The sequence below is a fragment of the bacterium genome, from assembly GCA_026708055.1.
Classification (GTDB): domain Bacteria; phylum Actinomycetota; class Acidimicrobiia; order Acidimicrobiales; family CATQHL01; genus VXNF01.
In genome coordinates, this window is the sequence record JAPOVS010000027.1 from 86,723 (window position 1) to 112,046 (window position 25,324).

General features: G+C 70.7%; 22 protein-coding genes. 10 read left to right on the top strand and 12 right to left on the bottom strand.

What is annotated here, in order from left to right; all coding sequences use genetic code 11:
• Nucleotides 1-195: 195 nt before the first annotated feature.
• Nucleotides 196-1,590, top strand: coding sequence for a lysine 2,3-aminomutase (locus OXG55_05815; GenBank protein MCY4102767.1), 1,395 nt, complete (start codon nt 196-198; stop codon nt 1,588-1,590).
• A 251-nt stretch (nt 1,591-1,841) separates the two neighbouring features.
• The gene (locus tag OXG55_05820) at nt 1,842-2,888 is read left to right on the top strand and encodes an SAM-dependent methyltransferase (GenBank protein ID MCY4102768.1); all 1,047 of its coding nucleotides are present in this window, start codon (nt 1,842-1,844) and stop codon (nt 2,886-2,888) included.
• On the opposite strand, the gene OXG55_05825 is transcribed toward OXG55_05820, so the two are convergent.
• Complete coding sequence (locus OXG55_05825; GenBank protein ID MCY4102769.1) at nt 2,860-4,578, bottom strand: amidohydrolase family protein; 1,719 nt, start codon at nt 4,576-4,578, stop codon at nt 2,860-2,862. The two genes, OXG55_05820 and OXG55_05825, sit on opposite strands and share 29 nt — an antisense overlap.
• 144 nt (nt 4,579-4,722) lie before the next feature.
• On the opposite strand from OXG55_05825, the gene acs reads away from it, so the two are divergent.
• The 3 genes from acs (at nt 4,723) to OXG55_05840 (ending at nt 8,287) form a co-directional block, all read left to right on the top strand.
• Nucleotides 4,723-6,726 (top strand): acetate--CoA ligase, encoded by a 2,004-nt coding sequence (acs, locus tag OXG55_05830; GenBank protein ID MCY4102770.1) that lies wholly within the window; start codon nt 4,723-4,725, stop codon nt 6,724-6,726.
• Between the two features lie 30 nt (nt 6,727-6,756).
• Nucleotides 6,757-7,320 carry a hypothetical protein gene (locus OXG55_05835; protein ID MCY4102771.1) on the top strand — a complete coding sequence of 188 codons (564 nt, stop codon included), beginning with the start codon at nt 6,757-6,759 and terminating at the stop codon, nt 7,318-7,320.
• Nucleotides 7,321-7,417: 97 nt separating this feature from the next.
• Nucleotides 7,418-8,287 (top strand): M48 family metalloprotease, encoded by an 870-nt coding sequence (locus tag OXG55_05840; protein ID MCY4102772.1) that lies wholly within the window; start codon nt 7,418-7,420, stop codon nt 8,285-8,287.
• A gap of 92 nt (nt 8,288-8,379) precedes the next feature.
• Here the strand turns inward: OXG55_05840 and OXG55_05845 are convergent, their stop codons facing one another.
• The 11 genes from OXG55_05845 to OXG55_05895 form a co-directional block, all read right to left on the bottom strand.
• Complete coding sequence (locus tag OXG55_05845; protein MCY4102773.1) at nt 8,380-9,171, bottom strand: ATP-binding cassette domain-containing protein; 792 nt, start codon at nt 9,169-9,171, stop codon at nt 8,380-8,382.
• Nucleotides 9,172-9,235: 64 nt separating this feature from the next.
• Nucleotides 9,236-10,042: an SDR family oxidoreductase gene (locus tag OXG55_05850; GenBank protein MCY4102774.1), complete on the bottom strand. Its 807-nt coding sequence runs from the start codon at nt 10,040-10,042 to the stop codon at nt 9,236-9,238.
• A gap of 31 nt (nt 10,043-10,073) precedes the next feature.
• Nucleotides 10,074-10,835, bottom strand: coding sequence for an SDR family oxidoreductase (locus tag OXG55_05855; protein ID MCY4102775.1), 762 nt, complete (start codon nt 10,833-10,835; stop codon nt 10,074-10,076).
• Nucleotides 10,836-10,877: 42 nt separating this feature from the next.
• Nucleotides 10,878-11,687, bottom strand: coding sequence for an SDR family NAD(P)-dependent oxidoreductase (locus tag OXG55_05860; protein MCY4102776.1), 810 nt, complete (start codon nt 11,685-11,687; stop codon nt 10,878-10,880).
• Between the two features lie 64 nt (nt 11,688-11,751).
• Entirely contained in the window at nt 11,752-12,444 is a 693-nt protein-coding gene (locus OXG55_05865) for a GntR family transcriptional regulator (GenBank protein MCY4102777.1), read from the bottom strand.
• 40 nt (nt 12,445-12,484) lie between these two features.
• A complete protein-coding gene (locus tag OXG55_05870; protein MCY4102778.1) occupies nt 12,485-12,724 on the bottom strand; it encodes a lipoyl domain-containing protein in 240 nt (79 codons plus the stop codon).
• Nucleotides 12,721-13,701, bottom strand: a complete 981-nt coding sequence (locus OXG55_05875; protein MCY4102779.1) for an alpha-ketoacid dehydrogenase subunit beta — start codon at nt 13,699-13,701, stop codon at nt 12,721-12,723. Before OXG55_05875 ends, OXG55_05870 begins: the two co-directional genes overlap by 4 nt.
• A complete protein-coding gene (locus OXG55_05880; GenBank protein ID MCY4102780.1) occupies nt 13,701-14,669 on the bottom strand; it encodes a thiamine pyrophosphate-dependent dehydrogenase E1 component subunit alpha in 969 nt (322 codons plus the stop codon). Before OXG55_05880 ends, OXG55_05875 begins: the two co-directional genes overlap by 1 nt.
• Nucleotides 14,670-14,766: 97 nt before the next feature.
• Complete coding sequence (locus tag OXG55_05885; GenBank protein ID MCY4102781.1) at nt 14,767-16,083, bottom strand: aspartate aminotransferase family protein; 1,317 nt, start codon at nt 16,081-16,083, stop codon at nt 14,767-14,769.
• Between the two features lie 49 nt (nt 16,084-16,132).
• Nucleotides 16,133-17,242 carry an ABC transporter permease gene (locus tag OXG55_05890; protein ID MCY4102782.1) on the bottom strand — a complete coding sequence of 370 codons (1,110 nt, stop codon included), beginning with the start codon at nt 17,240-17,242 and terminating at the stop codon, nt 16,133-16,135.
• A gap of 111 nt (nt 17,243-17,353) precedes the next feature.
• Nucleotides 17,354-19,621, bottom strand: coding sequence for a substrate-binding domain-containing protein (locus tag OXG55_05895; protein ID MCY4102783.1), 2,268 nt, complete (start codon nt 19,619-19,621; stop codon nt 17,354-17,356).
• Nucleotides 19,622-19,950: 329 nt separating this feature from the next.
• Between OXG55_05895 and OXG55_05900 the strand changes: the two genes are divergently transcribed.
• The 5 genes from OXG55_05900 to gcvPB all read left to right on the top strand — a co-directional run bounded on the left by OXG55_05900 (nt 19,951) and on the right by gcvPB (nt 25,232).
• A complete protein-coding gene (locus OXG55_05900) occupies nt 19,951-20,769 on the top strand; it encodes a hypothetical protein (protein ID MCY4102784.1) in 819 nt (272 codons plus the stop codon).
• Between the two features lie 92 nt (nt 20,770-20,861).
• On the top strand, nt 20,862-21,974 hold the full coding sequence (gcvT, locus tag OXG55_05905) for a glycine cleavage system aminomethyltransferase GcvT (GenBank protein ID MCY4102785.1): 1,113 nt from the start codon (nt 20,862-20,864) through the stop codon (nt 21,972-21,974).
• Complete coding sequence (gene gcvH, locus OXG55_05910) at nt 21,971-22,375, top strand: glycine cleavage system protein GcvH (GenBank protein ID MCY4102786.1); 405 nt, start codon at nt 21,971-21,973, stop codon at nt 22,373-22,375. The genes gcvT and gcvH overlap by 4 nt, the downstream gene beginning before the upstream one ends.
• Before the next feature lie 5 nt (nt 22,376-22,380).
• Nucleotides 22,381-23,748: an aminomethyl-transferring glycine dehydrogenase subunit GcvPA gene (gene gcvPA, locus OXG55_05915; GenBank protein MCY4102787.1), complete on the top strand. Its 1,368-nt coding sequence runs from the start codon at nt 22,381-22,383 to the stop codon at nt 23,746-23,748.
• Complete coding sequence (gene gcvPB / locus OXG55_05920) at nt 23,745-25,232, top strand: aminomethyl-transferring glycine dehydrogenase subunit GcvPB (GenBank protein ID MCY4102788.1); 1,488 nt, start codon at nt 23,745-23,747, stop codon at nt 25,230-25,232. Before gcvPA ends, gcvPB begins: the two co-directional genes overlap by 4 nt.
• Nucleotides 25,233-25,324 lie beyond the last annotated feature (92 nt).

A 25,324-nucleotide genomic window follows, 5' to 3' on the forward strand; every position in this document is an offset into this window, starting at 1 on the left:
CATTCTGCCGGAATCCAGGGATCGGCGGCGTTCGCCGGGGCCAGGGTGCCGCGGCGCGTCGTTTCTCGGCCCCACAGGTCCGCTGGGGATGAGGAGCGGGTTTCTGAGTAGGATGTTTGCACCGAGCCGGTGACGGGGGAGTGCTCGGCTTCTCGGGTTCCAACAGGAGGACGTGCTTCAGAAGGGGGCAGCAAGATGGTACAGGCCACCAACGGGCAGACACCGGTGTTCCGGACGTTCCAGCGTCGGAACATGCAGGACATCCCCGGCTTCGACACGCTCAGCGAGCACCAGCAGTTGGTCACCGACGTGGTGTCGCGGGTGCTCCCCTTCAAGACCAACAACTACGTCTGTGAGCAGCTGATCGACTGGGACAACATCCCCGACGATCCCATCTTCCAACTCACCTTCCCCCAGGAGGGGATGATCGATCCCGAGCATTTCGCCACCATCGCCGACATGGTGCGCGCCGAGGCGCCCGCGAAGGAGATCGACGAGGCGGCCCGCAACATCCAGCGCAGCCTGAACCCGCACCCCAGCGGCCAGGTGCAGATGAACGTCCCCGCCGTCGACGGCGAGCCGATGCCGGGCATGCAGCACAAGTACGACGAGACGGTGCTGTTCTTCCCCGCCCAGGGCCAGACCTGCCACGCCTACTGCACCTACTGCTTCCGCTGGCCGCAGTTCGTGAAACTCGACGACCTGAAGTTCGCCACCAAGGAGGGCGGCAACCTGGTGCGCTACCTGCGGGCACACCCCGAGGCGACCGACGTGCTGTTCACCGGCGGCGACCCCATGATCATGCGCACCGACGTGCTGCGCCGCTACATCGAGCCGCTGCTGGAGCCCGAGTTCGAGCGCATCACCATCCGCATCGGCACCAAGGCGGGTGCCTACTGGCCGCACCGCTTCATCGACGACAAGGACGCCGACGACACGCTGCGGCTGTTCGACGACATCGTCGCCGCCGGGAATCACCTGGCCATCATGGGCCACTACTCCCATCCGGTGGAGTTGGCCACGGAGGCCTCCGAGAAGGCGGTGCGCAACATCCTGAACACCGGGGCGGTCATCCGCTGCCAGGCGCCGCTGATCCGTCACGTCAACGACGACTCGAGGATCTGGGCTGACATGATCCGCCGCCAGGTGAAGCTGGGCTGCATCCCCTACTACATGTTCGTGGAGCGTGACACGGGCGCCAAGCGGTACTTCGAACTGCCCCTGGAGCGGGCCCTGGAGGTCTACAACGGGGCGTTCCGCGACGTGTCGGGCCTCGGGCGCACCATGCGCGGGCCCTCCATGTCGGCCACGCCGGGCAAGGTGCAGGTGCTGGACATCATGCAGGTCAACGGCGAGAAGGTCTTCGCCCTGCGGATGCTGCAGGGTCGCAACGCCGAGTGGACCAACCGCATCTTCTTCGCCGCCTACGACCCCGCCGCCGTCTGGTGGGACGACCTGAAGCCGGCCCCGTTCGACGACGGCTTCTTCTTCGACGCCGAGTTGAACGAGATGCAACTGTCCGCCATCACCGGCGCCACCCGCCAGCCGATAAGCGTCGACATCGTCCGCAAGGAGCCTGCGGGCGCCTGACGGCCGTCGCAGATTTGTAGCCGACCGGCTGGCGCGGCCCCGCGTTCGCGGGTTTGCCGCAGTCCGGGCCGGGCCGCCGGTGGCGCTCCGGCGGCCTAGAATGGCCGCCTGCGCTGGCCCCCGGCACCCCCGCCCTCGGTTCGCGGCCGTGGCTACCTCCCGCTGATTCTGCCGGTTCCCTCGCGGCTGCTCCGCGTCATTCCGGCGAAGGCCGGAATCCACTGCCGGAGGCCGTTGACCTGCATCTTCCTGTGACTTTCCACGGCACGCTGCGCTTCGATGCGTTCATGGAGTCGGCTCTGTATGGGGAGCCTGGCGGGTTCTATAAGTCGGGGGGTGGCGCGGGCAGGCGGACCGGGGACTTCCTGACCAGTGTGGAGGTCGGGCCGCTGTTCGGACGCCTCGTGGCGCGTCTCGCGGACCGTTGCTGGGAGCGGCTCGGTCGGCCGGGTGACTTCACGCTCGTGGATGCAGGCGCCGGATCCGGCACTCTGGCGCGGAGCGTCTTGGCGGCCAACCCGGCGTGTGCCGGGGCGCTTCGCTACATGCTCGTCGAGCGGTCGGGCGCACTGCGCCGGGTGCACGAGGAGCTGATCGACCGCCCGCCGGTGCCGGGTGCGCGTCTGGAGTCGCGGGCCGACCTGCCCGACGGGGTGCTCGACGGCCTCGTCATCGCCAACGAGTTGCTGGACAACCTTCCGTGCCGGCTCTTGGAGCGCACCGTTGACGGTTGGGCCGAGGTGTTCGTTCGAGCGGACAGCTCCGACGCGTTCGTCGCGGAACTGCGGCCGTTGCCGACCGAGGAGCAGATGGTCGCCGACGCGCTGGTTCCCGAGGCTCCCGTGGGCGGCCGCATCCCGCTGGCATCGGCGGCCGTCGAGTGGGTGGGCCGGGCGCTGGACACGTTGCGTGCCGGCAGTCTCGTCGCGATCGACTACACCGACAGCACCGCCTCTCTGGCTGCTCGGCCGCCCTGGGAGTGGGTGCGCACCTACCGCGCCGGGGTCCGGGGACATGAGCCGCTCCGGGACGTCGGGAGTTCCGACATCACCGTGGAGGTGCCGCTGGATCAGATCCTGACGGCCCATCCGGGAGCGCACGTGTGCGATCAGGCGACGTTCCTTCGCTCCCTCGGCATCGACGACCTGGTGGACGAGGGCCGCGCTGTCTGGCGGGAGCGGGCGTCGGTCGGTGATCTCGCCGCCCTCGAGGCGCGCAGCCGCGTGCACGAGGCGGAGGCTCTGTGCGACCGGGACGGTTTGGGGGCCTTTACGGTCGCGGTCTGGCGCCGCGAATGAGGCGGCCGGGGCGTTCGCCGGTGAACTCGCCGTCGGCGGCCACCTCCACGCCCGACACGAAGGTGTGCCGGTAGCCCACTGAGCGCTGCTCCAGCCGCTTCCCGCCGGCGGGCAGGTCGTACACCACCCGCGGGCGCGTCAGGCCGAGGGCGCCGAAGTCCACGATGTTGATGTCGGCCTTGTAGCCGGGTGCCAGCAGCCCCCGGTCGGCCAGGCCGTAGGCGAGAGCGGTGCGGCGGGTCTGCTTGTTGACCAGGAACTCCAGCGGGAAGCGCCTGCCCCGGGTGCGGTCGCGGGCCCAGTGTGTGAGCAGGAAGGTGGGGTAGGCGGCGTCGCAGATCGTGCCGACGTGGGCGCCCGCGTCGCCGATGCCGCAGATCGTGTGGGGATCGGCCAGCATCTCGGCCACCTCGTCGAGGCTGCCGCCGGAGTAGTTCTCGAACGTGTAGAGCAGGAGGTCGTCGCCGTCGCCCGCGGCGAGGAGGTCGAGGACGAGTTCCCAGCGGCTGACGCCGGCCGCCTCGGCTCGTGCGGCGACGGACCGGTGCGGGTGCGGCTCGTAGTCCAGGTCGTCGCCGAACTCGTAGGTGCGGCCGAGCGCGTAGTCGATCCAGCGGGTGTGACCGTCGTCGAGCCGGTCGTCGATGAGCGTTCGCCGCAGGGCGCCGTCGTTGCGCATCAGGGCCGCGCGGTCGGCGGTCGGGAGGTGTGCCAACCGCCGGTAGGCGGGGTGGTTGCCGAAGGGGTTGACGGTGGCGTCGAGGCCCAGCAGCACGCCGATCGGCCGGCAGCCCACCTGGCCGTTGGCCTCGGTGCCTTCGGCATTGGCGGCAACGATGTTGGCCAGCGTCTCGCGCCAGCGCTCCGGCCAGGCGTCCATCTGGACCAGCAGCGCCGACAGCGGCCGTCCGGCCAGTTCGGCGGCGGTTCGCATGAGTTGGAACTCGCCGGGACCGAAGTCCGAGTTCACCTGCAGCACGCCTGCACCGGCGGCGCGCATCCCCCGCGCCAGCGCGGCCAACTCGGGATCCCTGGCGGACAGCGACGGCGTGAGCCGGCCGTCGGCGGCGCGGTGCTTGGGGGTGCGGGACGTGGTCACGCCGAGCGCTCCGGCCCCTAGCGCCTCCGCTGTCAGGGCCTCGATCCGCTCCAACTCGGCGTCGTCGGGCACCTCGGCGTGATCGGCGCCCCGCTCGCCCATGACGTAGAACCGCAGGGCACCGTGCGCCAACTGCCCGGCGACGTCCATCACCCGCGGCATGGCCTCCAGCGCGTCCAGATACTCCGGGTAGGACTCCCAGCAGAAGTCGATGCCCTCGGCCAGCACCGTTCCCGGGATGTCCTCGACGCCCTCCATGAGGTTGATGAGGTAGTCCTCGCTGCCGGCGGTCACCGGCGCGAAACCCACGCCGCAATTGCCGAAGACCGCGGTGGTGACGCCGTGCCAGGACGACGGCGTCATCTCGGGATCCCAGGTGGCTTGGCCGTCGTAATGAGTGTGGATGTCCACCCAGCCGGGCAGTACCAGGTGGCCCTCGGCATCCACCACCCGTCGGGCGGTGGTCACGCCGTTGCCGTCGGCGGCGCTGACCGATGCGATGACGCCCCCGGCGATCGCCACGTCGCCGGCGAATGCCTCGCTGCCGCTGCCATCCACGATGGTGCCGTTGCGAATCAGCAGGTCATGCACCTGCCCAGACTACTTGTGCCCGCCGGCCGGAGGGCCGGGACTCGATGCGGGGGGTCCGGGTAGGATCGACGACCGCCCTACCGCCGCCTGGGGACGCGGCCGGGAAGCCGATCGTCCCGCTGCGGCGCGAAGCGAGGTGTAAGCATGGCCGAAGCGACTATCGCCGACTTCTACGTCGAGGAGAGGACGTTCCCACCGCCCGAAGGCTTCGCCGGCGCCGCCGCGGCGCGGTCCTTCTACGACGAGGCCGCCGCCGACTACGAGGCGTTCTGGGCGCGCCAGGCGCGTGAGATGGTGACCTGGTTCGATGACTTCGACACCACGCTCGAATGGGACCTGCCTTACTCCCGCTGGTTCGTGGGCGGGACCCTGAACATGGCCTACAACTGCCTCGACCGGCACGTCATCGCCGGCCGCGGCGACAAGGTGGCCTTCCACTGGGAGGGGGAGCCCGGCGACGCCCGCACCATCAGCTATGCCGAGTTGCTCGAGGACGTGCGCCGCTTCGCCGCCGCACTGCGCTCGCTGGGTCTGCGGGCCGGGGACCGGGTGGCGATCTACATGCCGATGATCCCCGAACTGCCGGTGGCCATGCTGGCCTGCGCCCGGATCGGCGTGGCGCACTCGGTCATCTTCGGCGGCTTCTCGCCCGATGCCATCGTGGACCGCTGCGAGGACGCCGAGGCCCGCATGGTCATCACCGCCGACGGCGGCTACCGGCGCGGCGCCCCGTCACCGCTGAAGGTCAATGTGGACGAGGCTCTCACCGCCGGTGCGCCGACGGTGGAGACGGTGGTCGTCGTCAACCGCTGCGACCTCGAGGTCCGGATGCAGCCCGGGCGCGACCTGTGGTGGCACGAGCTCATGGCCACCGCCGACCCCGCCGAGGCCGACCCGCCGGGCGGCCCCGAGGCCTTCGACAGCGAGCACCTGCTGTACCTGCTGTACACCTCGGGCACGACCGCCAAGCCGAAGGGCATCATGCACACCACCGGCGGATACCTCACCCAGGTGGCCTTCACGCACCGCTACGTCTTCGACCTGCGCCCCGAGAGCGACGTCTACTGGTGCGCCGCCGACATCGGCTGGGTCACCGGGCACAGCTACATCGTCTACGGCCCGCTGGCGAATGGCGCCACCTCGGTGCTCTACGAAGGCACTCCAGACACGCCGCGCCCCGAGTTCCGCAGCGGCGAGCGGGCCAGCTGGCCGAAGGATCGTCTCTGGGACATCGTCGCCCGCTACGGCGTCACGCAGCTGTACACCGCCCCGACGGCCATCCGCACCTTCATGCGCTGGGGCGCCCAGGAGCCGCAACGCCACGACCTGTCGTCGCTGCGCGTGCTCGGGACCGTCGGTGAGCCCATCAATCCCGAGGCCTGGATGTGGTATCACACCCACATCGGCGGTGAGCGCTGCCCGGTCGTGGACACCTGGTGGCAGACCGAGACCGGCGGGCACATGATCAGCCCGCTGCCCGGCGTGACCACCACCAAGCCGGGCTCGGCCACGCACCCGCTTCCCGGCATCTTCGCCGAACTGGTGGACGACAGCGGCAACCCGGTGGCGCGCGGCGGCGGCTACCTGACCATCACCCGGCCCTGGCCGTCCATGCTGCGGGGCATCTGGGGCGACCCTGAGCGCTACCGGGAGACGTACTGGTCGCGTTTCGAGGGCCGCTACTTCGCCGGCGACGGCGCCAAGGTCGACGAGGACGGCTACCTGTGGCTCCTGGGACGCGTCGACGATGTCATGAACATCTCCGGACATCGCATCAGCACCACGGAGGTGGAGTCGGCGCTGGTGGACCACCCGGCGGTGGCCGAGGCGGCCGTGGTCGGCGCCAGCGACGCGGTGACCGGTCAGGCCATCGTGGGCTACGTCATCCTCCGGGGCACGGCGCAGGCCGGCGACGAACTGCGCGAGGAAATCCGCGGGCACGTGGCCACGAAGCTGGGACCGATCGCCCGGCCGAGAGCGATCGTTCTGGTGCCCGACCTGCCCAAGACCCGCAGCGGCAAGATCATGCGCCGGCTGCTGCGCGACGTCGTGGAGGGGCGCAACCTGGGTGACACCACCACGCTGGCCGACGCCTCGGTGGTGACCGAGATCCGGCAGCGGGCCTCCGAGGTGCCCGCCGAGGACTGAGCGGCCGATGCGTCCGGCGGCGAGGGGCCGGTGAGCCCGCCGCGGCTGCGTCCGGCGGGAGCCGAGGCGCGCGCCGTTACCACCGATCCACCGCTGCGTGACGGTTCGCGGCTTCCGGACCACTGGACGTGGCGCACCGGCCCGCAGGTACCGGGGGCGGCCGCCATCGTGGACGTCGACGGCGTGCTCTCGGACGCCTCGCATCGCCAGTGGCACCTCGACGGGCCCGTACGCGACTGGAACGGGTTCTTCGCCGCCGCTGTCGGCGATCGCCCCCTGACCCGGCATGCCGAGTTGGTGCGAGACCTCGACGAGGTACTGCAGGTCGTACTGCTGACGGCCCGGCCGTTCCGTCTCCGTCAACTCACCCTCGACTGGATCGAGCGTCACGGGTTGCGCTGGGACCTGCTGGCGTTGCGCGGTCCGGCCCAGGACATGGTCCATTCCGTGCGCTTCAAGCGCCAGGCGCTCGGGTTGCTGCGCTCGTTCGGGTTCGTTCCGGCGTTCGCCGTCGAGGACGATCCTCGTATCGTGGAGATGTACGCGGCCGAGTCCCTGCCGTGCCTGTACGTCCACTCCGGCTACTACGGCTGAAGGGGGCGGAGGGAAAGCGCCAAGGGCACCGCGGGAACGGACTGATCGGCGCTCGGGGCCGAGCCCCGCGCCCGACTGGAGCAATCGAGGAGGCGACGTGAAGAACACCTTCAAGACCTTCGTCCTGCTGGCGCTGCTCGGAGGTCTCTGCATCGGGATCGGCGGCATATTCGGCACCGGCGGGCTCATCATCGGGGCGGTGCTGGCCTTCGCCATCGTCGGCTTCTCCTATTGGTTCTCCGACAAGCTGGCCATCGCCTCGGCCCGCGCCCAGCTCGTCGAGCGTCACGAGTTCCCCGAGTACCACAAGGTCGTGGAGGAGCTGGCGGCGCACGCCAAGCTGCCCAAGCCGCGCCTCTACGTCACGCCCAACCCGCAGCCCAACGCCTTCGCCACGGGCCGGAATCCCGACAACGCCGCGGTGGCGATCACCGCCGGCCTCATCGAGCACCTCTCCTGGACCGAGATCAAGGGGGTCCTGGCCCACGAATTGATGCACATCCGCAACCGGGACATCCTCATCGGCTCCGTGGCGGCCGCCGTCGCCATGGCGATCACGCTCGTGGCCAGGATCGCCTTCTTCGCCGCCCTGTTCACAGGTGGCGGGGGCGGCAGGGACCGGGGAGGTGGGCATCCGTTCGTGCTGCTGGCGACGATGATCCTGGCCCCGATCGCAGCCGCTCTCCTGCAGTCGGCCATCAGCCGGACCCGCGAGTTCAAGGCCGACCGCACCGCCGCACAGTTGCTGGGCGACGGCGAACCCCTGGCGCGGGCGCTGGAAAAGCTGGACCGGGCCGGCCGGCGCATCCCCACGCCCGTGGCGCGCGAGCAGGCCTCGCACTACATCGTGAACCCGCTGGCCGGCCAGCGGGTGGAGTTCGCCGGCCTGTTCTCCACCCACCCGGCTACCGAGGAGCGGGTGCGGCGCCTCCGCTCCGGCGAGTGGCGCCAGCGCTACCTGACCTGAGCCGCCGCAGTTCCCGAATAGCCGGAATCGATAGGCCGAACGGAGCGTCCGGGCCGGCCGCCGAGAATTGCCGGTCCGGGCCGCCCGAGGCCTCAGGCCGCCTGTCGGCGGACTCCCGTGATGAGGTCCACTAGGTCGGCGGCGGTGACGTCGTCGATGTTGACCCGGCCGACCATCTCACCGTGGCGCAGGCAGTAGGCGACGTCGCAGACCTCCAGCACGTGCTGCATGTTGTGGGAGATGAACACGACGGCCACGTTGCGCTCCGCGAGCGTCCGGATGAGGCGGAGCACATGTCGGGACTGCTCCACGCCGAGCGCTGCCGAGGGCTCGTCCAGGAGCACGATGTGGGTGCCCCAGGCCACGGCGCGCCCGACGGCGATCGACTGGCGCTGGCCGCCGGAGAGGTTGTCCACGGGCTCGCGGGTCGACGGGATGTTGATGCGCAACTCGCCCAGAATCTCGCGGGATCCTGCGTGCATCGCCTTCATGTCGAGCCAGCGGAGCCTCCGCAGGAGCGGGTTCTTCGACTCGATCTCCCGCCCCATGTAGAGGTTGGCCGCGACGTCCTGGCCACCCCAGAGCATGAGGGTCTGGTGCACGGTCTCCACGCCGTGCGCCCGGGCGTCCTCGGGGCTGTTGATGGCCACCTCGGTGCCGTCGATGAGAATCTGCCCCCCGTCCGGCTGCAGCAGCCCCGACACGCACTTGATGAGTGTCGACTTGCCGGCGCCGTTGTCACCGATGAGGGCCAGCACCTCGCCGGCGCGGACCGACAGGCTCACCTCCCGGAGCGCCCGCACCGCGGCGAACGACTTGTCGAGCTTCCGGACCTCCAGGGCCGGTGGCTCCCGGCCTTTGGACGGCTCGGCGGTGCCGTTCATCGTTCCGAAGGCTACGTCGCCGGGTCCGGCGTCGCTAGCGGATCACCCGGGCGCCTTCGGCGTCCTAGCCCGCCTCGAAGCCGCCGTCCACGAAGACGGTCTGGCCGGTCATGTAGTCGCTCGCCGCCGAGGCGAGGTAGATCGCCGGCCCGACCAGGTCCTCGGTCGTTCCCAGCCTTCCCATCGGGATCCGGCTGCGCACCCACGGCCCGATCTTGGGGTTGTCGAAGATCCCCTGGGCGATGGTCATGGGCGTCTCGTGGTAGCCCGGCGCGATGCAGTTCACGCAGATCGCCTCCTGCGCCCACTCCACACCCAGGGACCGCGTGAGCGCCACGACGCCGAGCTTCGAGGCGCCGTACGGGGCGATCTCGGCGATCCCGATCGCCCCCGCGAGGCTGGCGATGTTGATGATCTTGCCCCGGCCCTCGCTCTCGGCGTCCCGGCCGCCCTGGATCCACAGGCGCGCCACCTCCCGCGAGAGGAAGAAGACGGCCTTGAGGTTGGGGTTCATGACGGCGTCCCAGTCCTCCTCGGCGAATTCCAGGGCCGGCTTGCGGCGGTTCAGGCCGGCGACGTTGACGAGGATGTCGATGCCCCCCATCCGCTCGGCGACGGCGGCCGCCAACTCCGCCGGCCGGCCAGCGTGTGTCAGGTCGAAGTCGCCGAACGTCTCCACGTCCGCACAGCCCGCAGCCTGCGCCGCCGCGGCGTTGGCGTCGAGTTTCTCCTGCGAGCGACCGGTCAGCGCCAGGCGGGCGCCGGCCAATCCCAGGCCGACTCCCAGCGCCTTGCCGATGCCGCCTGATCCGCCGGTGACCAGCGCCACCTTGCCGTCCAGCCGGAACATGTCCGCACCTGTCGCACTCATGTTTCTCCCTTTCCTTGTCCGACCCGCCACCTCAGGCGGAGTCGGGTGACTCGATCTCCGGCAGGGCTCGGATGCCCGCCGTCTCGCCGCCGTCCACGGTGAGGATCGCCCCGTTCACGAAGCCGGCCTCCTCCGAGAGCAGCCACGCCACGGCGGCGGCAACCTCGGAGGGTTGGCCGACCCGTCCTGCGGGGATGCGCGCGTGGACCAGGGGGATCGTCTCGGGGCGCTGCACCGTCACCTGGATGCGGGTCTCGATCTGGCCGGGGCAGACGATGTTGAACCGGACGTCTGCCCCGAATTCGACGGCCAATGATTGGCCCAGCCCGATCATGGCCGACTTCGTGGAGGCGTAGATCGCCAGTCCCTCCTCGCCCACCTTGCCGGCCACCGAGGCCACGAACACAACCGAGCCGCGGCCCCTGATGAGACCCGGCAGCGCCAGCCGGGTCAGCAGGTAGGCGCTGCGCAGGTTGACGTGGTGGGTGCGGTCCCACTCCTCGAGCGTGGTGTCCAGGTAGTCGAGGCGCGTGGCGTGCCCGACGTTGTTCACGAGGCCGTAGAGCGATCCCTCACCGATCTCGAGGGCGACCTCGGCGGCCCGGCGCACCGACGCCTCATCGGCCGCGTCGCCCTGTACGAAGACGGCCCCGGGGGAGGACTCCTCGACGCTGCGACCGGCGGCTTCGTCCCGTCCCGTGAATACCACGGGATGGCCGTCGGAGACGAGGCGGGCAACGCACGCCCGGCCGATTCCCAGGCTGCCGCCGGTCACGATGGTCGTCCCGCTCACGACTCCCGCACTCCCGCTCGCCCGACCCGTGCCCTGCGACGCCTACTTCAGCAGGGAGCCGCCGTCGACCACCAGCAGCGTGCCGGTGACGAACGAGCTGAGATCCGAGGCCAGGAACAGGACGGCTCGCGCCACGTCGTCGGCGTCCACCAGCCGCCCCATCGGCACGCGCCCGATGAGCCCGTCCCACTGTGCCTCCACGTCGATCCCCCCGGTGGCTCGCCGTGCGATCTCCTCCTCGACGCCCTCGGTGCGGGCGAAGCCGGGGGCCACGGCATTGACCCTGATGCCCTCAGGAGCCAGTTCGAGGGCGAGCGTGCGGGTCAGTCCCTTCACGGCGTGCTTCGATGCGTCGTAGTGGGCCAGACCCGGCGCCGTCGGTCGCACCCCGTCGATCGAGCTGATGTTCACCACAGAGCCCCGGACCTCCTGGGCGCGGAAGGCACGAACGGCGGCGCGCGTGAACATGTACGTGCCTTCGAGGTTGACCGCGAAGATGCGGCGGAACTCGGCGAGGTCGAGGGCGTCGACGAGGCGGTTCGAGAAGATCCCGGCGTTGTTGACAAGGATGTGCAGGCCGCCGAAGGCCCTGAGGGTCTCGGCGACGGCTCGTTCCACGTCGGGCTCGTCGGTGACATCGGCGGTGATCCCGACAGCCGAGCGGCCGCGCTCCCGCAGGTCGGCGACCACCTGCTGCAGGCGTGTGGCCTGCCGGTCCACGGCGGCGACGGCGGCCCCGGCCTCGGACAGGCGCTCGACGCAGCGGCGTCCGAAACCCTGGGCGGCACCGGTGACGAGGGCGACCTGCCCGTCGAGGCTGATCAACTCGGTCAGTGGGGTCGTCTCGGACACGTGCCTCGTCACCCGTTGAGGGGCCATGCCTCCGGCCGGCTCCGCCCACCGGGCCCGGGGGTGGTCATTGCCGCTTCCTGACGATGTCGAGCGCGTCGAGGTGAGCCTGCTCGATGTGCTCGCGGGCGGCGGCCAGGTACTCCTCGACGCCTTGCCGCGCCGCCTGTGCGAGGAGGGCGTGATCACGCCAGGTCTGCTCCGGAACCTCCGAGGTCATGCCGACGAGCACCCGCATGGGTTCGCGCAGCGAGTTCCAGGCGCTGAGCACCCGGGCGTGCCCGGCGGCCTCGTAGACGGCGGTGTGGAACTCGATGTCGCACTCCGTGACCCGGCGCCAGTCGCTTACCGCCGTGGCCTCGCGCATCTCGTCCACGAGAGAATCGAGGGTCGCCAGCAGTTGGGGCGACGGCGATTCGAGTGCACGGCGCACCGCCAGTTCCTCCAGCGCCGCTCGCAGCGAGTAGATCTCGTCGACGTCCTGGGCGGACATCTGCACGACGAACGTCCCGCGCCGGGGCACGCGCACGGCGAGGCCCTCCGTCTCCAGTGCCCGCAGCGCTTCCCGCAGCGGACCCCGGCTCACGTCGAACGTTCGGGCGAGGTCCACCTCGTTGAGCCGTTGCCCCGGGAGCAACTCGCCGTAGACGATCATCTCCCGCATGCCGTCTCGGACCACCTCCCAGCGATCGCGCACGTCGATCCTGGTCGAGTTGCCGTTGCCGGCGTGACGAAGCCGCTCGCCCGTCACCGAGGCCATCGGGCGACTCCCTCGTCGGGGCGGGCTTGCGGGATGGCGCTCAACCCTCCGTCTCCACGGTGCAGAGCACCTCGCCGATCTCGCAGATGTCACCGACGGCCACGAGGATCTCCGTCACGATTCCCGCCGCGGTCGCTTCGATGGTCACGGTCGTCTTCTCGGTCTCCACCTCGGCGACGGGGTCGCCCTCGGCGATCGGCTGACCCTCGCTCACGAGCAGTTCCATCACCTCCACCTCGACTGTCGTCGGACCCATCTTCGGCACGCGGATCTCGGTCACGGCGTGCTCCCCTCGAGAGTGGCTCTGATCGCCTTCTCAAGCGTCTCGGCCGTCGGCAGGGCTGCCGCCTCGAGAGGGAGGGAGAACGATATCGGTACGTCGGCGCGGGTGACCCGCTGGATCGGTGCCCGCAAGTCGCCGAAGAGTTCGGTGGCCGCGAACGCGGCCACCTCGGCGGCGAACCCGCACGTGCGGTTGGCGTCGTCGATGATGGCCAGCCGGCCCGTCTTGGTCACCGAGCGCGCGATCCCACCGCGGTCCAGCGGGAGGAGGCTGCGAGGGTCCCAGATCTCCAGTTCGATTCCCTCCGTCGCCAACTTGTCGGCGACCTTCAGTGCGACGGGAACCGTGCTCCCGGCGGCGACAACGGTGACGTCGCCCCCGGAGCGCCGGACGCGCCCGACCCCCAACGGCACGGCGGTGGGCTCGTCGGGCACCTCTGCCCGGCGTCCCTGGATGAGCGCCGGCGAGAACAGTGCCACCGGATCGTCGTCTCGGATCGCCGACAGCATCAACCCGTAGGCATCGTCGGCCGTGGCGGGGATGACGGTCTTGACACCGGCGTGCAACAGGTACGGGTAGGGGTGATCGCTGTGCTGCGCGGCGTTCCCGAAGGCGGCGCCCGACGCTGCGAAGACGTACGTGACCGGAACCTTGAACTCACCCCCGCTCATGAGGTGGAACTTGGCCGCCTGGTTCACGACCTGGTCGAAGGATTGGAAGATCATGGTGTTGATCTGGAACTCCACCACCGGACGCTTGCCGACCAGCGCGGCCCCGGTGGCGAACCCCACGAATCCCGCTTCGGAGATCGGCGTGTCCTTGACCCGCTCTGCCCCGAACTCCTCGCGCAGGCCCGTGGTCATGCCGCGCGCCCCGGCCTCCACGTCCTCGCCCAGGACGATCACGTTGTCGTCGCGGATCATCTCGTCGCGCAGGGCCTTGCGCAACGCCTCGAGATAGCGCAGGCGGGCCATCAGCTCCCACCCCACGTGTGGCTCGGGAAATCCGCTCCGGTGCCGCTGGCGTACGCGAGGTCCAGCACCTCGGTCGGCTCGGGCCAGGGGCTGTTGCGGGCGAATGTCACGGACTCTGTGATGAGTGCCTCGACCTCGCCGTCGATGGCCTCCTTGCCGGCGGCGTCGAGGATGCCGTGCGCGGCGAGGCGTTCGGGCCAGGTCACGAGGGGGTCCCTCTGCCGCCAGGCCTCCATCTCGGTCTCACTGCGGTACTCCACGCCGGTCGCGGCCTCGGCGGTGTGATGGCCGGAGTACCGGTAGGTGCGGAACTCGACGAACGAGGGCGTGCCGTCGCGGCGGCCCGTGGCGATGCTCTCGCTCATGGCGTCGTGGACGGCCCCGGGATCCATGCCGTCGACCGAGCACACGGGCATCCCGACGCCTCCGGCTCGCTCGGTGATCGGGGCGCCGGTCATGTTCGACAGCGGGGTCGTCACGGCGTACAGGTTGTTCTCACAGCAGAAGACGACCGGCACCTCCCAGATCACGGCCAGGTTCATCGCCTCGTGCACCACTCCCTGGTTGATGGCGCCGTCGCCGAAGAAGGCGGCGCAGACCGCGTCGCCGCCGGCTGTCCGGGCCGCCCAGGTGGCGCCCACCGCGATGGGCGTGCCGGCCCCTACGATGCCGTTGGCGCCGAGGATTCCCAGGTCGGGAGCGCCCACGTGCATCGAGCCGCCCCGGCCCCGGTTGGTGCCGGTGGTGCGTCCCATCAACTCGGCCATGACCCGTGTGGGGTCGGCGCCCCTGCCGAGAATGTGGCCGTGGCCTCGGTGGGTGCTGGTGAGGTAGTCCTGGGGTCCGAGCGCCGCCGTGACGCCGGCAGCGACCGCTTCCTGCCCGATCGACTCGTGGACCACGGCTGCGATCTCGTTGTCCTTGACGAGGTCCACGCAGGTCTCCTCGAAACGCCGGATGAGCCGCATGGTGCGGTACAGCGAGATCGCCAACTCGGGCTCCAAGCCGATGGCCCCGCCCGTTTCCCGCTCGCTCACGTTCCTTGCACCGCCCCTCTGTCGCTCGCTAGGTGACGATGTCGCCGAGCGCGGCGGCCAGCCGGTCGACGCTCTCGTGCACCTCGGCCTCGGTGATGCACAGCGGCGGCGCCACCCGCACCACGTTGCCGAACATGCCGACCGCCCCGATGAGCAGGCCTCGCCCGGCGGCTCTGTCGAGCAGTTGCAGGGTGATCTGGCGACTCGGTTCCTTGGTCCCCTTGTCTGCGACGATCTCCAACCCCATGACGAGCCCCCGCCCCCGGACGTCGCCCACGAAGGCGCTGCGGTCCTGCACCTCGCGCAGGCGCTCCAGCATCACCGCCCCCATCTTGAAGGCGTTGTCGACGAGTTGCTCGTCGTCCATGATGCCCAGCACCTCGGTCACGGCCGCCGAGCTGACAGGGTTCCCACCCATCGACGAGCTCATGTCGCCGCGCTCCAGGGCCCCGAACAGGTCCGCCCGGGCCGCTATCGCCGAGACCGGATAGCCCGAGCCCAGCCCCTTGCCGATGGCCACCACATCGGGTTGCAGGCCGTCCCATTCGAACGCCCACATCCGGCCCGTGCGCCCGTAGCCGCTCTGCACCTCGTCGGTGCCGAAGAGGATTCCCCGTTGCCGGGCCCAGTTCTGCAGCTCCGCCAGGTAGCCCTCGGGCGGGAAGATGAAACCGGCCGTGCCCAGGTAGGGCTCCACGATCAGGCCGGCCAGCGATCCGGTGGAGTTGGCGCGCACAGCCTCGTCGAGGCGGTCCATGCAGTAGTCGATGAGTTCGGCCGGGCCGCCTGCCACCGGGCTGCGATAGGCGTAGGGATAGGGCACCTGGATCACCCCGGGCATCGTCGGCCCGAACCCGTGCTTGGTGACGGGCAGGCCACCGAGGGCCGCCGAGGCGGCGGTGCGGCCGTGAAAGGCCCCGTGGAAGCCGATCACCTCATACGCGCCGCTGTGGCGCTTCATGAGGCGCATGGTGGCTTCGACGGCCTCGCTGCCCGTGGTCAGGAAGAAGCAGCGGTCCAGGTGGTCCGGCAGATGGGCCAGCAGCGCCTCCCCGGCCTCCACGCGGCGGCGTGTCGGGAACTCGTAACTGTTGAGCAGGTCGCCGCTGGCCTCCTGTACGGCGGCCACCAGCCTCGGGTGGGCGTGGCCCACGTTGGTGACCAGCACACCGCTCGTCCAGTCCAGGTACTCGTTGCCGTCGGCGTCCCAGACGGTGACACCGGAGGCCCGCTCCCAGGCCACCGGCGCCTGGCGGCCGGTCACGGCGCCCTCGACCCGCTCCCAGCGGGCGATGAGTTCGCCCGAGCGAGGACCGGGCACCTGCACCGGCGGACGCTCGCTCACGGACCGGCTCCGGCACCCTGGCGGCTTGGAAACGAGCAGGCACCCATGGTCAGCCGGCGCCGGCCGCGGTCTCGCCGGACCCGGCGGCGTTGCCCCGCTGGAGCGACGGGAAACTCCGCCCCTGCCGGCGGCTGGTGACGTGGTCGAGCGCCACCGCCACGATGGTGATGGTGCCGACGAAGACCAACTGCACGCGATCGCCGGCTCCCAACACAGCGAGGCCGGTGCGCAGTTCGGCGAGCAGCAGGGCACCCAGCAGGGCGCCGATGACGGTCCCTTTGCCTCCCGAGAGGCTCGAGCCGCCGATCACGACCGCGGCGAAGACAGGGAACGTGAGCCCCAGACCCGATGCGGGCCCGATCGATCCGGTGTAGCTGAAGTCCAGGAGGCCGGCCAGCCCGGAGGCCAGCGCCGTGATCATCAGGACGATGGACTTGTAGCGCCCCACCTTGAGTGTGGCGGCGGTGGCGGCCTCGGGGTTCTCCCCGATTGCCGCCAGGCGGAAGCCGAAGACCGTCTTGTGGCGCAACACGTAGAACACGATCGCCACCCCCACCAGCCAGACCACCTGAATCGGGATGCCGAACGGCAACTCCGACGAGCCGAGGGTCCGGAAGAAGCTGACCTGACCCTCCGGTGGCGGCGTGGCGCTGTACTGGGGATTGAAATTGCCTGCGTTGCCCAGGAAGAGTTCGATCCCCTGGGCGATGCTGAACATCCCCAGCGTGGCGATGAACGAGGGGATCCGCAGCACGGTGGTGGCATAGGCGGTGATGCCGCCGGCCGCCAGCATGACGCCGAGGGTGATCAGCAGCGCCCAGGCGAGGTGCAGCGAGGTCGGCGCCAGGCCCTCGCCCAGCCAGAACGCCGCCAGCGTGTTCGCCGCCAGCCCGTACAGCGCCCCCACCGCCAGGTCCAGCTCGCCGGCCAGCAGCGCCAGCATCTGGGCCATGGCGATGATGCCCAGCGACACCATCGACCGGATCATGGTCAGGATGACGCCCAGGCTCAGGAACGCCGGCTTCTGCGTCCAGAAGAACAGCCCGACCAAAACGATGGCCGCCGCCAGACCCGAGGTCCGCCAGAGCAGGCTCCGGCCGCCGGACGGCGCCGCCGGCGCCGCTCCGACGTGGTCGCCTCTGCTGCCGATGTCCGCCATGTGCACCTAGCCGGCCGCTGACCGCGCCGGGCGGGCCCGGTTTCCGGGACCCGCCCGATGCGTCGTTACCGTCGGTGTCTCCTCAGCACCGGATGTCCACCGACCCGATGCTCAGCCGAGTGCGGCGTAGCGGGCGCGGGCGTCGTCGGTGGATTCGCGTCCCTCGCCGCCGTCGCGGGTGATGACGATGGGGTTGAGGACGGGGCGTTCGCTCTCGGGCAGTTGCCCGTCGGCGAGCAGGTCCACGCACGCCGTGGTGGCCAGCTCCGATTGGTTGTCGAAGCCCTGATCCACCGTCACCAGGATCGCCCCGGCGTCGATGAGGTCCAGGATCGGGTCGCTCACGTTGAAGCCCGAGGTCCACGCCTGGCCGACGCGGCCCTGGTTCTGGATGACCTGGCCGACGCCTTCGACGCCCTGGTCGGTGTGGAAGAACAGGTTCACGTCCGGGTTCGCCAGCATGAACGGTCCCACCGAGTCCAGCACCTCCTGGGTGGTGAAGTTCTCACCGGTCGGCAATCCCGAGTCCACGTCGTTGAAGAAGTCGGCGTCACCGAACACCTCGGTGAAGCCCTTGGTGAAGCCCTCCATGCGCTGGCGGGCCCACTGATCGTTCGGCAGGCCGCTGCCCATGGCCACCTGGTTGATGTCCAGGCCCTGGGCCTGCACCAACTCGGCGGTCACCCGGCCGTTGATGGACGCCGCGGCGACCTCCTGGAGGGCGAAGAACGCGAAGCGGTTCGACGCCTCGATGTCGGTGTTGTAGGTGAACACCGGGACGCCCGCGGCGATGTAGTCGTTCACCAGGTCCACCAGGCCCTCCGGCGGGTGGGACTGCAGCGCCAGGCAGTCCACGTCGCCGGCGGCCAGCCGGGCCTCCAGCATCGCCACGTGATCCACCACGCTCGGCTGCGCCGGGCCCACCAACTGGCAGTCCACGTCGATGCGGCTCTGCGCCGCCTCACACGCCCGCTCCATGCCGGTGCGCACCGCGGCGCCGAAGATCGGGATCGCCGTCCCGCTCACACCCACAACGATGTTCAACTCCTCACCGCTCATGATCTTGGAGGCGGTGCCGTCGTTCAGCGTGAACGTCCCCCAATCGAACTCCAGGCTGAAGTCGGGCTCGGCGGGCTCGGGCTCGTCGGCCGGTGCGCCGGCGTCGAGTGCGGCGTAGCGGGCGCGGGCGTCGTCGGTGGATTCGCGTCCCTCGCCGCCGTCGCGGGTGATGACGATGGGGTTGAGGACGGGGCGTTCGCTCTCGGGCAGTTGCCCGTCGGCGAGCAGGTCCACGCACGCCGTGGTGGCCAGCTCCGATTGGTTGTCGAAGCCCTGATCCACCGTCACCAGGATCGCCCCGGCGTCGATGAGGTCCAGGATCGGGTCGCTCACGTTGAAGCCCGAGGTCCACGCCTGGCCGACGCGGCCCTGGTTCTGGATGACCTGGCCGACGCCTTCGACGCCCTGGTCGGTGTGGAAGAACAGGTTCACGTCCGGGTTCGCCAGCATGAACGGTCCCACCGAGTCCAGCACCTCCTGGGTGGTGAAGTTCTCACCGGTCGGCAATCCCGAGTCCACGTCGTTGAAGAAGTCGGCGTCACCGAACACCTCGGTGAAGCCCTTGGTGAAGCCCTCCATGCGCTGGCGGGCCCACTGATCGTTCGGCAGGCCGCTGCCCATGGCCACCTGGTTGATGTCCAGGCCCTGGGCCTGCACCAACTCGGCGGTCACCCGGCCGTTGATGGACGCCGCGGCGACCTCCTGGAGGGCGAAGAACGCGAAGCGGTTCGACGCCTCGATGTCGGTGTTGTAGGTGAACACCGGGACGCCCGCGGCGATGTAGTCGTTCACCAGGTCCACCAGGCCCTCCGGCGGGTGGGACTGCAGCGCCAGGCAGTCCACGTCGCCGGCGGCCAGCCGGGCCTCCAGCATCGCCACGTGATCCACCACGCTCGGCTGCGCCGGGCCCACCAACTGGCAGTCCACGTCGATGCGGCTCTGCGCCGCCTCACACGCCCGCTCCATGCCGGTGCGCACCGCGGCGCCGAAGATCGGGATCGCCGTCCCGCTCACACCCACAACGATGTTCAACTCCTCCCCGGCCGCAGCCTTCGCAGCCGTATCGGCGTTCAGCGTGAACGTCCCCCAATCGAAATCATGACTGAAGCCCTCGGCCACGGCTGCCGGTGGTGGCTCCGGCGCCTCGGGGGGCGCGTCGGGGGGCGCCTCGGGGGCGTCGGATGGTGCCGCAGGCGCGTCCGCCGGAGGCGGTGCGGTTGTCGACTCGTCCTCGTCGTCGCCGGCGCAAGCCGCCACGACGAGCGCGAAGGCGGTGAGTGCGGCGAGCCAGCGACTCGCGCGTCGGTATTTCTGGGACATGTGCGGTCCTCCCCTCGATGGTGCGGATCCCCTCGTTCCGCACGCGTTCCTGCACGCGAGGACGGCGGGCGTCGTCCTCGAAGCGGAGGCTAAACCTGCACATTCAGGGTGTCAACACTGTTGACCACGGTGAAAACGGTCCCCCTGCGACGGCGCGCCGACGCGCTTGTGCTCGTCGTTCGCCGTACTACGATTGGCGGCTCCCGGCGGAGCCGCGCACGGGCCCTGCTCCGGCGCGCATCGCTCTCGTGGGAGGCGCGGCCGATTGCCGTCGCCTCGGCCACGGGTCCAGTTCAGAGACAGGGATCAGGCCCCGAGAGGAGTTCGGCGTGCCGGCTACGAGGAATGGGAACCCTGTCGCGTCGGTGGACAATGTCCGCCGCTCGCTCATGCTGCTGGGCGCGCTCCTCTATCCGCTCTCCGATGAACGGGCGGCGCAGGAGAACGAGGACGCGGAGGGCTATGTCGAGGCCGTCGCGGCGCGTATGCGAGGAGTGTGTGCCCAGGCCCAGGCCATCCTGGAGAACGCCCTGAAGGCATTCAGCCACGATGCCGGCGAGGCGAAGTCCCGGCGCGGCCGGCGAAAGGCCCGAGCGGCCGGCGGTTTGCCCGCGGGCGTCCAGGAAGAGGTGGACCGGATCCTGGTCGAGTGCGACATCCCCGATGCCCTGGATTGGCTGAAGCGGGGCACGTCCATCGGCGGCGACCCGCGGACCCCCCTCGAGGACCTCGTACCGCTGGCGGCCCGGACCGCCGCGGCCGCCGTGCGCCTGTCCGTGGTCGCTGCGGCCCACGTCGAACTGTCGTCCGCGGCGGCGAACGGGGGAGACGGCGACGCCGAGCGGGCCTCGGCAGTGACCGGCGGGACCGTCCGAACCGCGCAACGCATCGCCCGGGTGCTCGATGGGTGGGACATGCTCGCCGACAGCCCGACGACGATCATCGGCTGCCCGCCGCCTCCGGGAAGCGCCGTGGACGGCCCAGAGCCGCGGCCCGACCGCACCAAGGAGGGGCGCCGGTCGCTCGGCGTGGCGGCGGCCCTGGCAGGAGGAGAGTCGGCTGCGGCGGGACAGCCTCACGGCTCGGCGACGCGCCGGATGCGCACCGACTCCGTGTGGTCCTCCGGGGGTGCGGTGCGGCGAGACTGAGCGGACCGGCGACCGGCCCGAGCGCGGGAGAGCCGCCGGGCGACCTCGTGGCGGATGCGCAGTTGCCGATAGGGCGGCTATAGATTCGACGTATGGGCGGAGACGCCGAGCCCGCCAACGAGGGCGGGCTGCGCAAGCTGGCACTGCGCGAGCGCCATGAGGCGGCCGGTGCCCGCTTCGCACCTTTTGCCGGCTGGGAGATGCCGCTGCAGTACCAGGGCACGGTGCGCGAGCACGAGGCCGTGCGCGAGCGGGTCGGCCTCTTCGACGTGTCGCACCTCGGACGGGTCTGGCTGCAGGGACCGCGATCGGCTTCGTTGCTGCGCTCGGTGACGACCTTCGACGTCACCACCCTAGAGGCGGGCAAGGCGCACTACTCGCTCTACTGCAACGAGGCCGGCGGCATCGACGACGACGTCTTCGTCTACCACCTGCCCGGCGAGCGCTGGCTGATCGTTCACAACGCGGCCAACGCAGTGGCGGACTTCGAGCGGTTGCGCTCCGTCGCCGACGACGCCGCCGACGTGACCGGGGACACGGCGATGCTCGCCGTACAGGGACCCGATGCGATCGGCCTGCTCGGCAAAGTCCTCGCTGGAGGCATCGCCGAGCTGTCGCCGCGCGACTGTGTGGAGTTGGACTGGAACGGTGCACCGGTGCTCTTCGCCCGGACGGGCTACACGGGCGAGGACGGTGGTGAGTGCATCGTCGACGCCGGCCACGCCGGCGCGTTCTGGGACGCGCTCACCGACGGCGGGGCCACGCCGGTCGGTCTCGGCGCACGCGACACGCTGCGGCTCGAGGCGGCGCTGCCGCTGCACGGCAACGACATCGACGCCAACACGCACCCCTACGAAGCCGGGCTCGGTTTCGCGGTGAGCCTCGACGACGGCGCGCCGTTCACGGGCCGGGAGGCGCTCACCGAGGCGAAGGCCCGGTCCCGCACGCGGCGTCTCGGCCACGTGGCGGCTCGCGGGCGCGGCGTGCCGCGCGCCGGTCACGCGGTGCGCGTGCCCGGCGGCGAGACGGTGGCACGCCTCACCAGCGGGGGCTACAGCCCGACCATGGGTCTCGGCATCGGCATGGCCTACCTCCCCGCCGAGTTTGCGAGCCCCGGGGTCTCCCTCGAAGTCGATGTGCGCGGCCGCGCCCTCCCCGTCGAGGTCGTGCGCCGCCCCTTCTACCGGAAAGCGAGGAACTCGTGACGACCGGCAGCGACACACCCGGTGACCTCCTCTACACGGCCAGCCACGAGTGGCTGCGCCGTGACCCCGCCAGACCGGGCGAGGCTGTCGTCGGCATCACGGACTTCGCCCAGGACCAACTCGGCGACGTGGTCTACCTCGATCTCCCGGCCGCGGGGACGCCGGTCAGCGCCGGTGAGACCTGCGGCGAGATCGAGTCCACCAAGACCGTCGCCGAGCTCTACGCCCCGGTCGACTGCGAGGTGATCGCGGTGAACGGGGAGCTTGAGGACGCCCCGGAACTGGTCAACGAGTCGCCCTACGGCGAGGGATGGCTGATCCGCGTCCGCATCGCGGAGGAGGCCGAGTTGGCGGACCTGCTCGACGCCGCCGGGTACCGGGCGGAGATCGAGGCGAACTGACGGCGATGTCCTCGCTCCCCGGCGGCTCGCCGCATCCCTACATCCCGGCCACCGAGGCCGACCGCGCCCGGATGCTGGAGCGGGTGGGTGCCGCCGACCTCGGCGCGCTGTTCGCTGACCTGCCCGCGGACCTGCTGGATCCGGACATCGACCTGCCCTCCGCCCTCACCGAGCCGGAACTGATCGCCCTGCTCGCCGAGCGCGCCGCCGCGAACGTCGATCCCGCGCGGCCGGACTTCCTGGGCGCCGGCGCCTACCGGCACGCCATCCCCGCCGTCACGTCGCACCTCGCCGGCCGCTCCGAGTTCGTCACCGCCTACACGCCGTACCAGCCCGAGATCAGCCAGGGGACCCTGCAGACGGCGTTCGAGTTCCAGTCGGTGGTCTGCGAACTCACCGGCATGGACATCTCGAACACCGGCCTCTACGACGGGGCCAGCGCCACCGCGGAGGCCTGCCTGCTGGCGGCGCGCGTCACGAAGCGCAGCGCCGTCGCCCTGCTCGAGCCGATCCACCCCGGAACCGTCGGGGTCGTGCGCGCCTACGCCCGCGGCGCGGGGCTGCGAGTCGACGTGGTGGGTTCCGGCGAGGCGGCGACGCCCGAGCACGCCTGCCTGGTCGTCCAGCAGCCGGACTTCCTCGGCGCCATCGTGGACCTCGAACCGATGGCGGAGGCGCTGCACGCCGACGGCATCCTCCTGGTGACCGTCGCCGATCCCTTCGCACTGGGGCTGCTGCGAGCACCGGGGGATGCGGGTGCCGACATCGTCACCGGCGAGGGGCGGGACCTGGCGGGTCCCCCGCACTTCGGCGGGCCGTCGCTGGGGCTGTTCGCGGCCCGCCAGAAGTTCCTGCGCCAGATGCCCGGCCGCATCGTCGGGCGCACGCGGGAGTTGCAGGCGCCGGGCAACGGTGCCGCTGAGCCGCGCACCGGTTACGTCCTCACCCTGCAGGCCCGCGAGCAGTTCATCCGTCGCGAGCGGGCCACGTCGAACGTCTCGACGGCGCAGGCGCTGATCGCGCTCGCCTTCACGATCACGCTCCAGGCACTGGGTCCCCGAGGGCTGCGCGAGGCCGCGGAGTTGTGCTACCAGCGCGCCCACGACGCGGCCCGGCGCATCGCCGCCCTCGACGGCTACGAGGTGCCCGAGCGCGGGCCGTGGTTCGCGGAGTTCCTGGTGCGCGGGCCCCTGCCCGCCGCCGAACTCGCCGCCGCGCTGAGGGCGCGGGGCATCGGTCCCGGCCTCGACGTCTCGGCCAGACCCGAGCCCGAGGCGCGCGACGCCCTGCTGTTCGCGGTGACCGAGGCCACACCCGACGCGCACGTCGACGCGCTCGTCGCGGCCCTGGCGGAGATCGGGGGCGAGGCGTGAGCGCGCCCGGGCCCGCAAGCGACGATTTCGGCGCGCGCCTGAGCTTCGACCGGGGAGTGCCGGGCCGCCGAGCGGTCGACGTTCCCCGCTGGGACGGTGAGCCGACGCCGCTGCCCGATCCCAGGCTGCTGCGCGACTCGGTGCGACTGCCGGAACTGAGCCAGGGCGAGTTGGTGCGCTACTACACCGAACTCTCGGCGCGGAACTACGGCATCGACTCCGGTACCTACCCGCTGGGCTCCTGCACCATGAAGTACAACCCGAAGGTCGACGACCTGGTGGCGTCGCTGCCGGGACTCGCTGGCGCACATCCGCAGGCCCCGGCGGAGGAGGTGCAGGGCACCCTGCGCACGCTGGCGGAGTTGGCTCGGGGCCTGGGCGAGATCACCGGGCTTCCTGCGGTCAGCCTCGCCCCTGCCGCCGGGGCGCAGGGCGAACTGGCCGGTGTGCTCATGATCGCCCGGGCCCTGGAGGATCGCGGAGAGCTCGCCCAACGGCGCCGCATCCTGGTTCCGGACTCGGCGCACGGCACGAACCCGGCGACCGCCGCCATGGCCGGCTACACCGTCACCCAGATCCCCACGGGTGCCGACGGTTCGTTGGACCGGGCCACCATCGAGCGGGAATTGGACGACTCGGTGGCTGCCGTCATGGTGACCGTGCCGAACACTCTGGGGCTGTGGGAGCACGGCATCGAGGAGGTGGCCGGCCTGATCCACGACGCCGGCGCTTACCTCTACGGCGACGGGGCCAACCTCAACGCCATCATGGGGCGGGTGCGCTACGGCGATCTGGGAGTCGACGTGGTGCACCTGAACCTGCACAAGAGTTTCAGCACGCCGCACGGCGGTGGCGGTCCGGGCGCGGGACCGGTGTGCTGCAGTCCCGAGCTGGCGCCATACCTGCCGACGCCGGTGGTCACCGAGGACGGCGACGGCGTCGTGCGCCTCACCGAGCCCGAGCGCAGCATCGGACGCATGCAGCAGTTCGGCGGCAACGTCGGGGTCCTCGTCCGGGCCTATGCCTACATGCGCGCCCTCGGCCTCGACGGCCTGCGCGCCGTGTCCGGTCAGGCCACCCTCAACGCCAACTACCTGCGCGTGCTGATGCACGGCCACTACGACCTGCCCTACGACCGGCCGGTATTGCACGAGGTGGTCTTCTCGGGCTCGCGGCAGCGCCGCCAGCACGGTGTGCCCACCTACGACATCGCCAAGCGCCTCATCGACCACGGCTTCCACCCGCCCACGGTCTACTTCCCGCTGATCGTCGAGGAGGCGCTGATGATCGAGCCGACCGAGACGGAGCCCCCCGAGGCGATCGAAGCCCTGGCCGCAGCCATGATCGCCATCGCCGCCGAGGCCGAGACCGATCCCGAGACGCTGCACGGCGCCCCCCGGACCGCACCCATCGGCCGCCTCGACGAGGCCACCGCGGCGCGCCGCCCCGTCCTCCGCTGGCAGCCCGACCCCGCCGAGGATTGATCGGCTCGGCGGTCTTCGGCGAGCGGCCCAGCTGGCCGGGTGGCACGACTCCCACGGTCACCGGACGGGGACACAGATACTCTGACCCCATA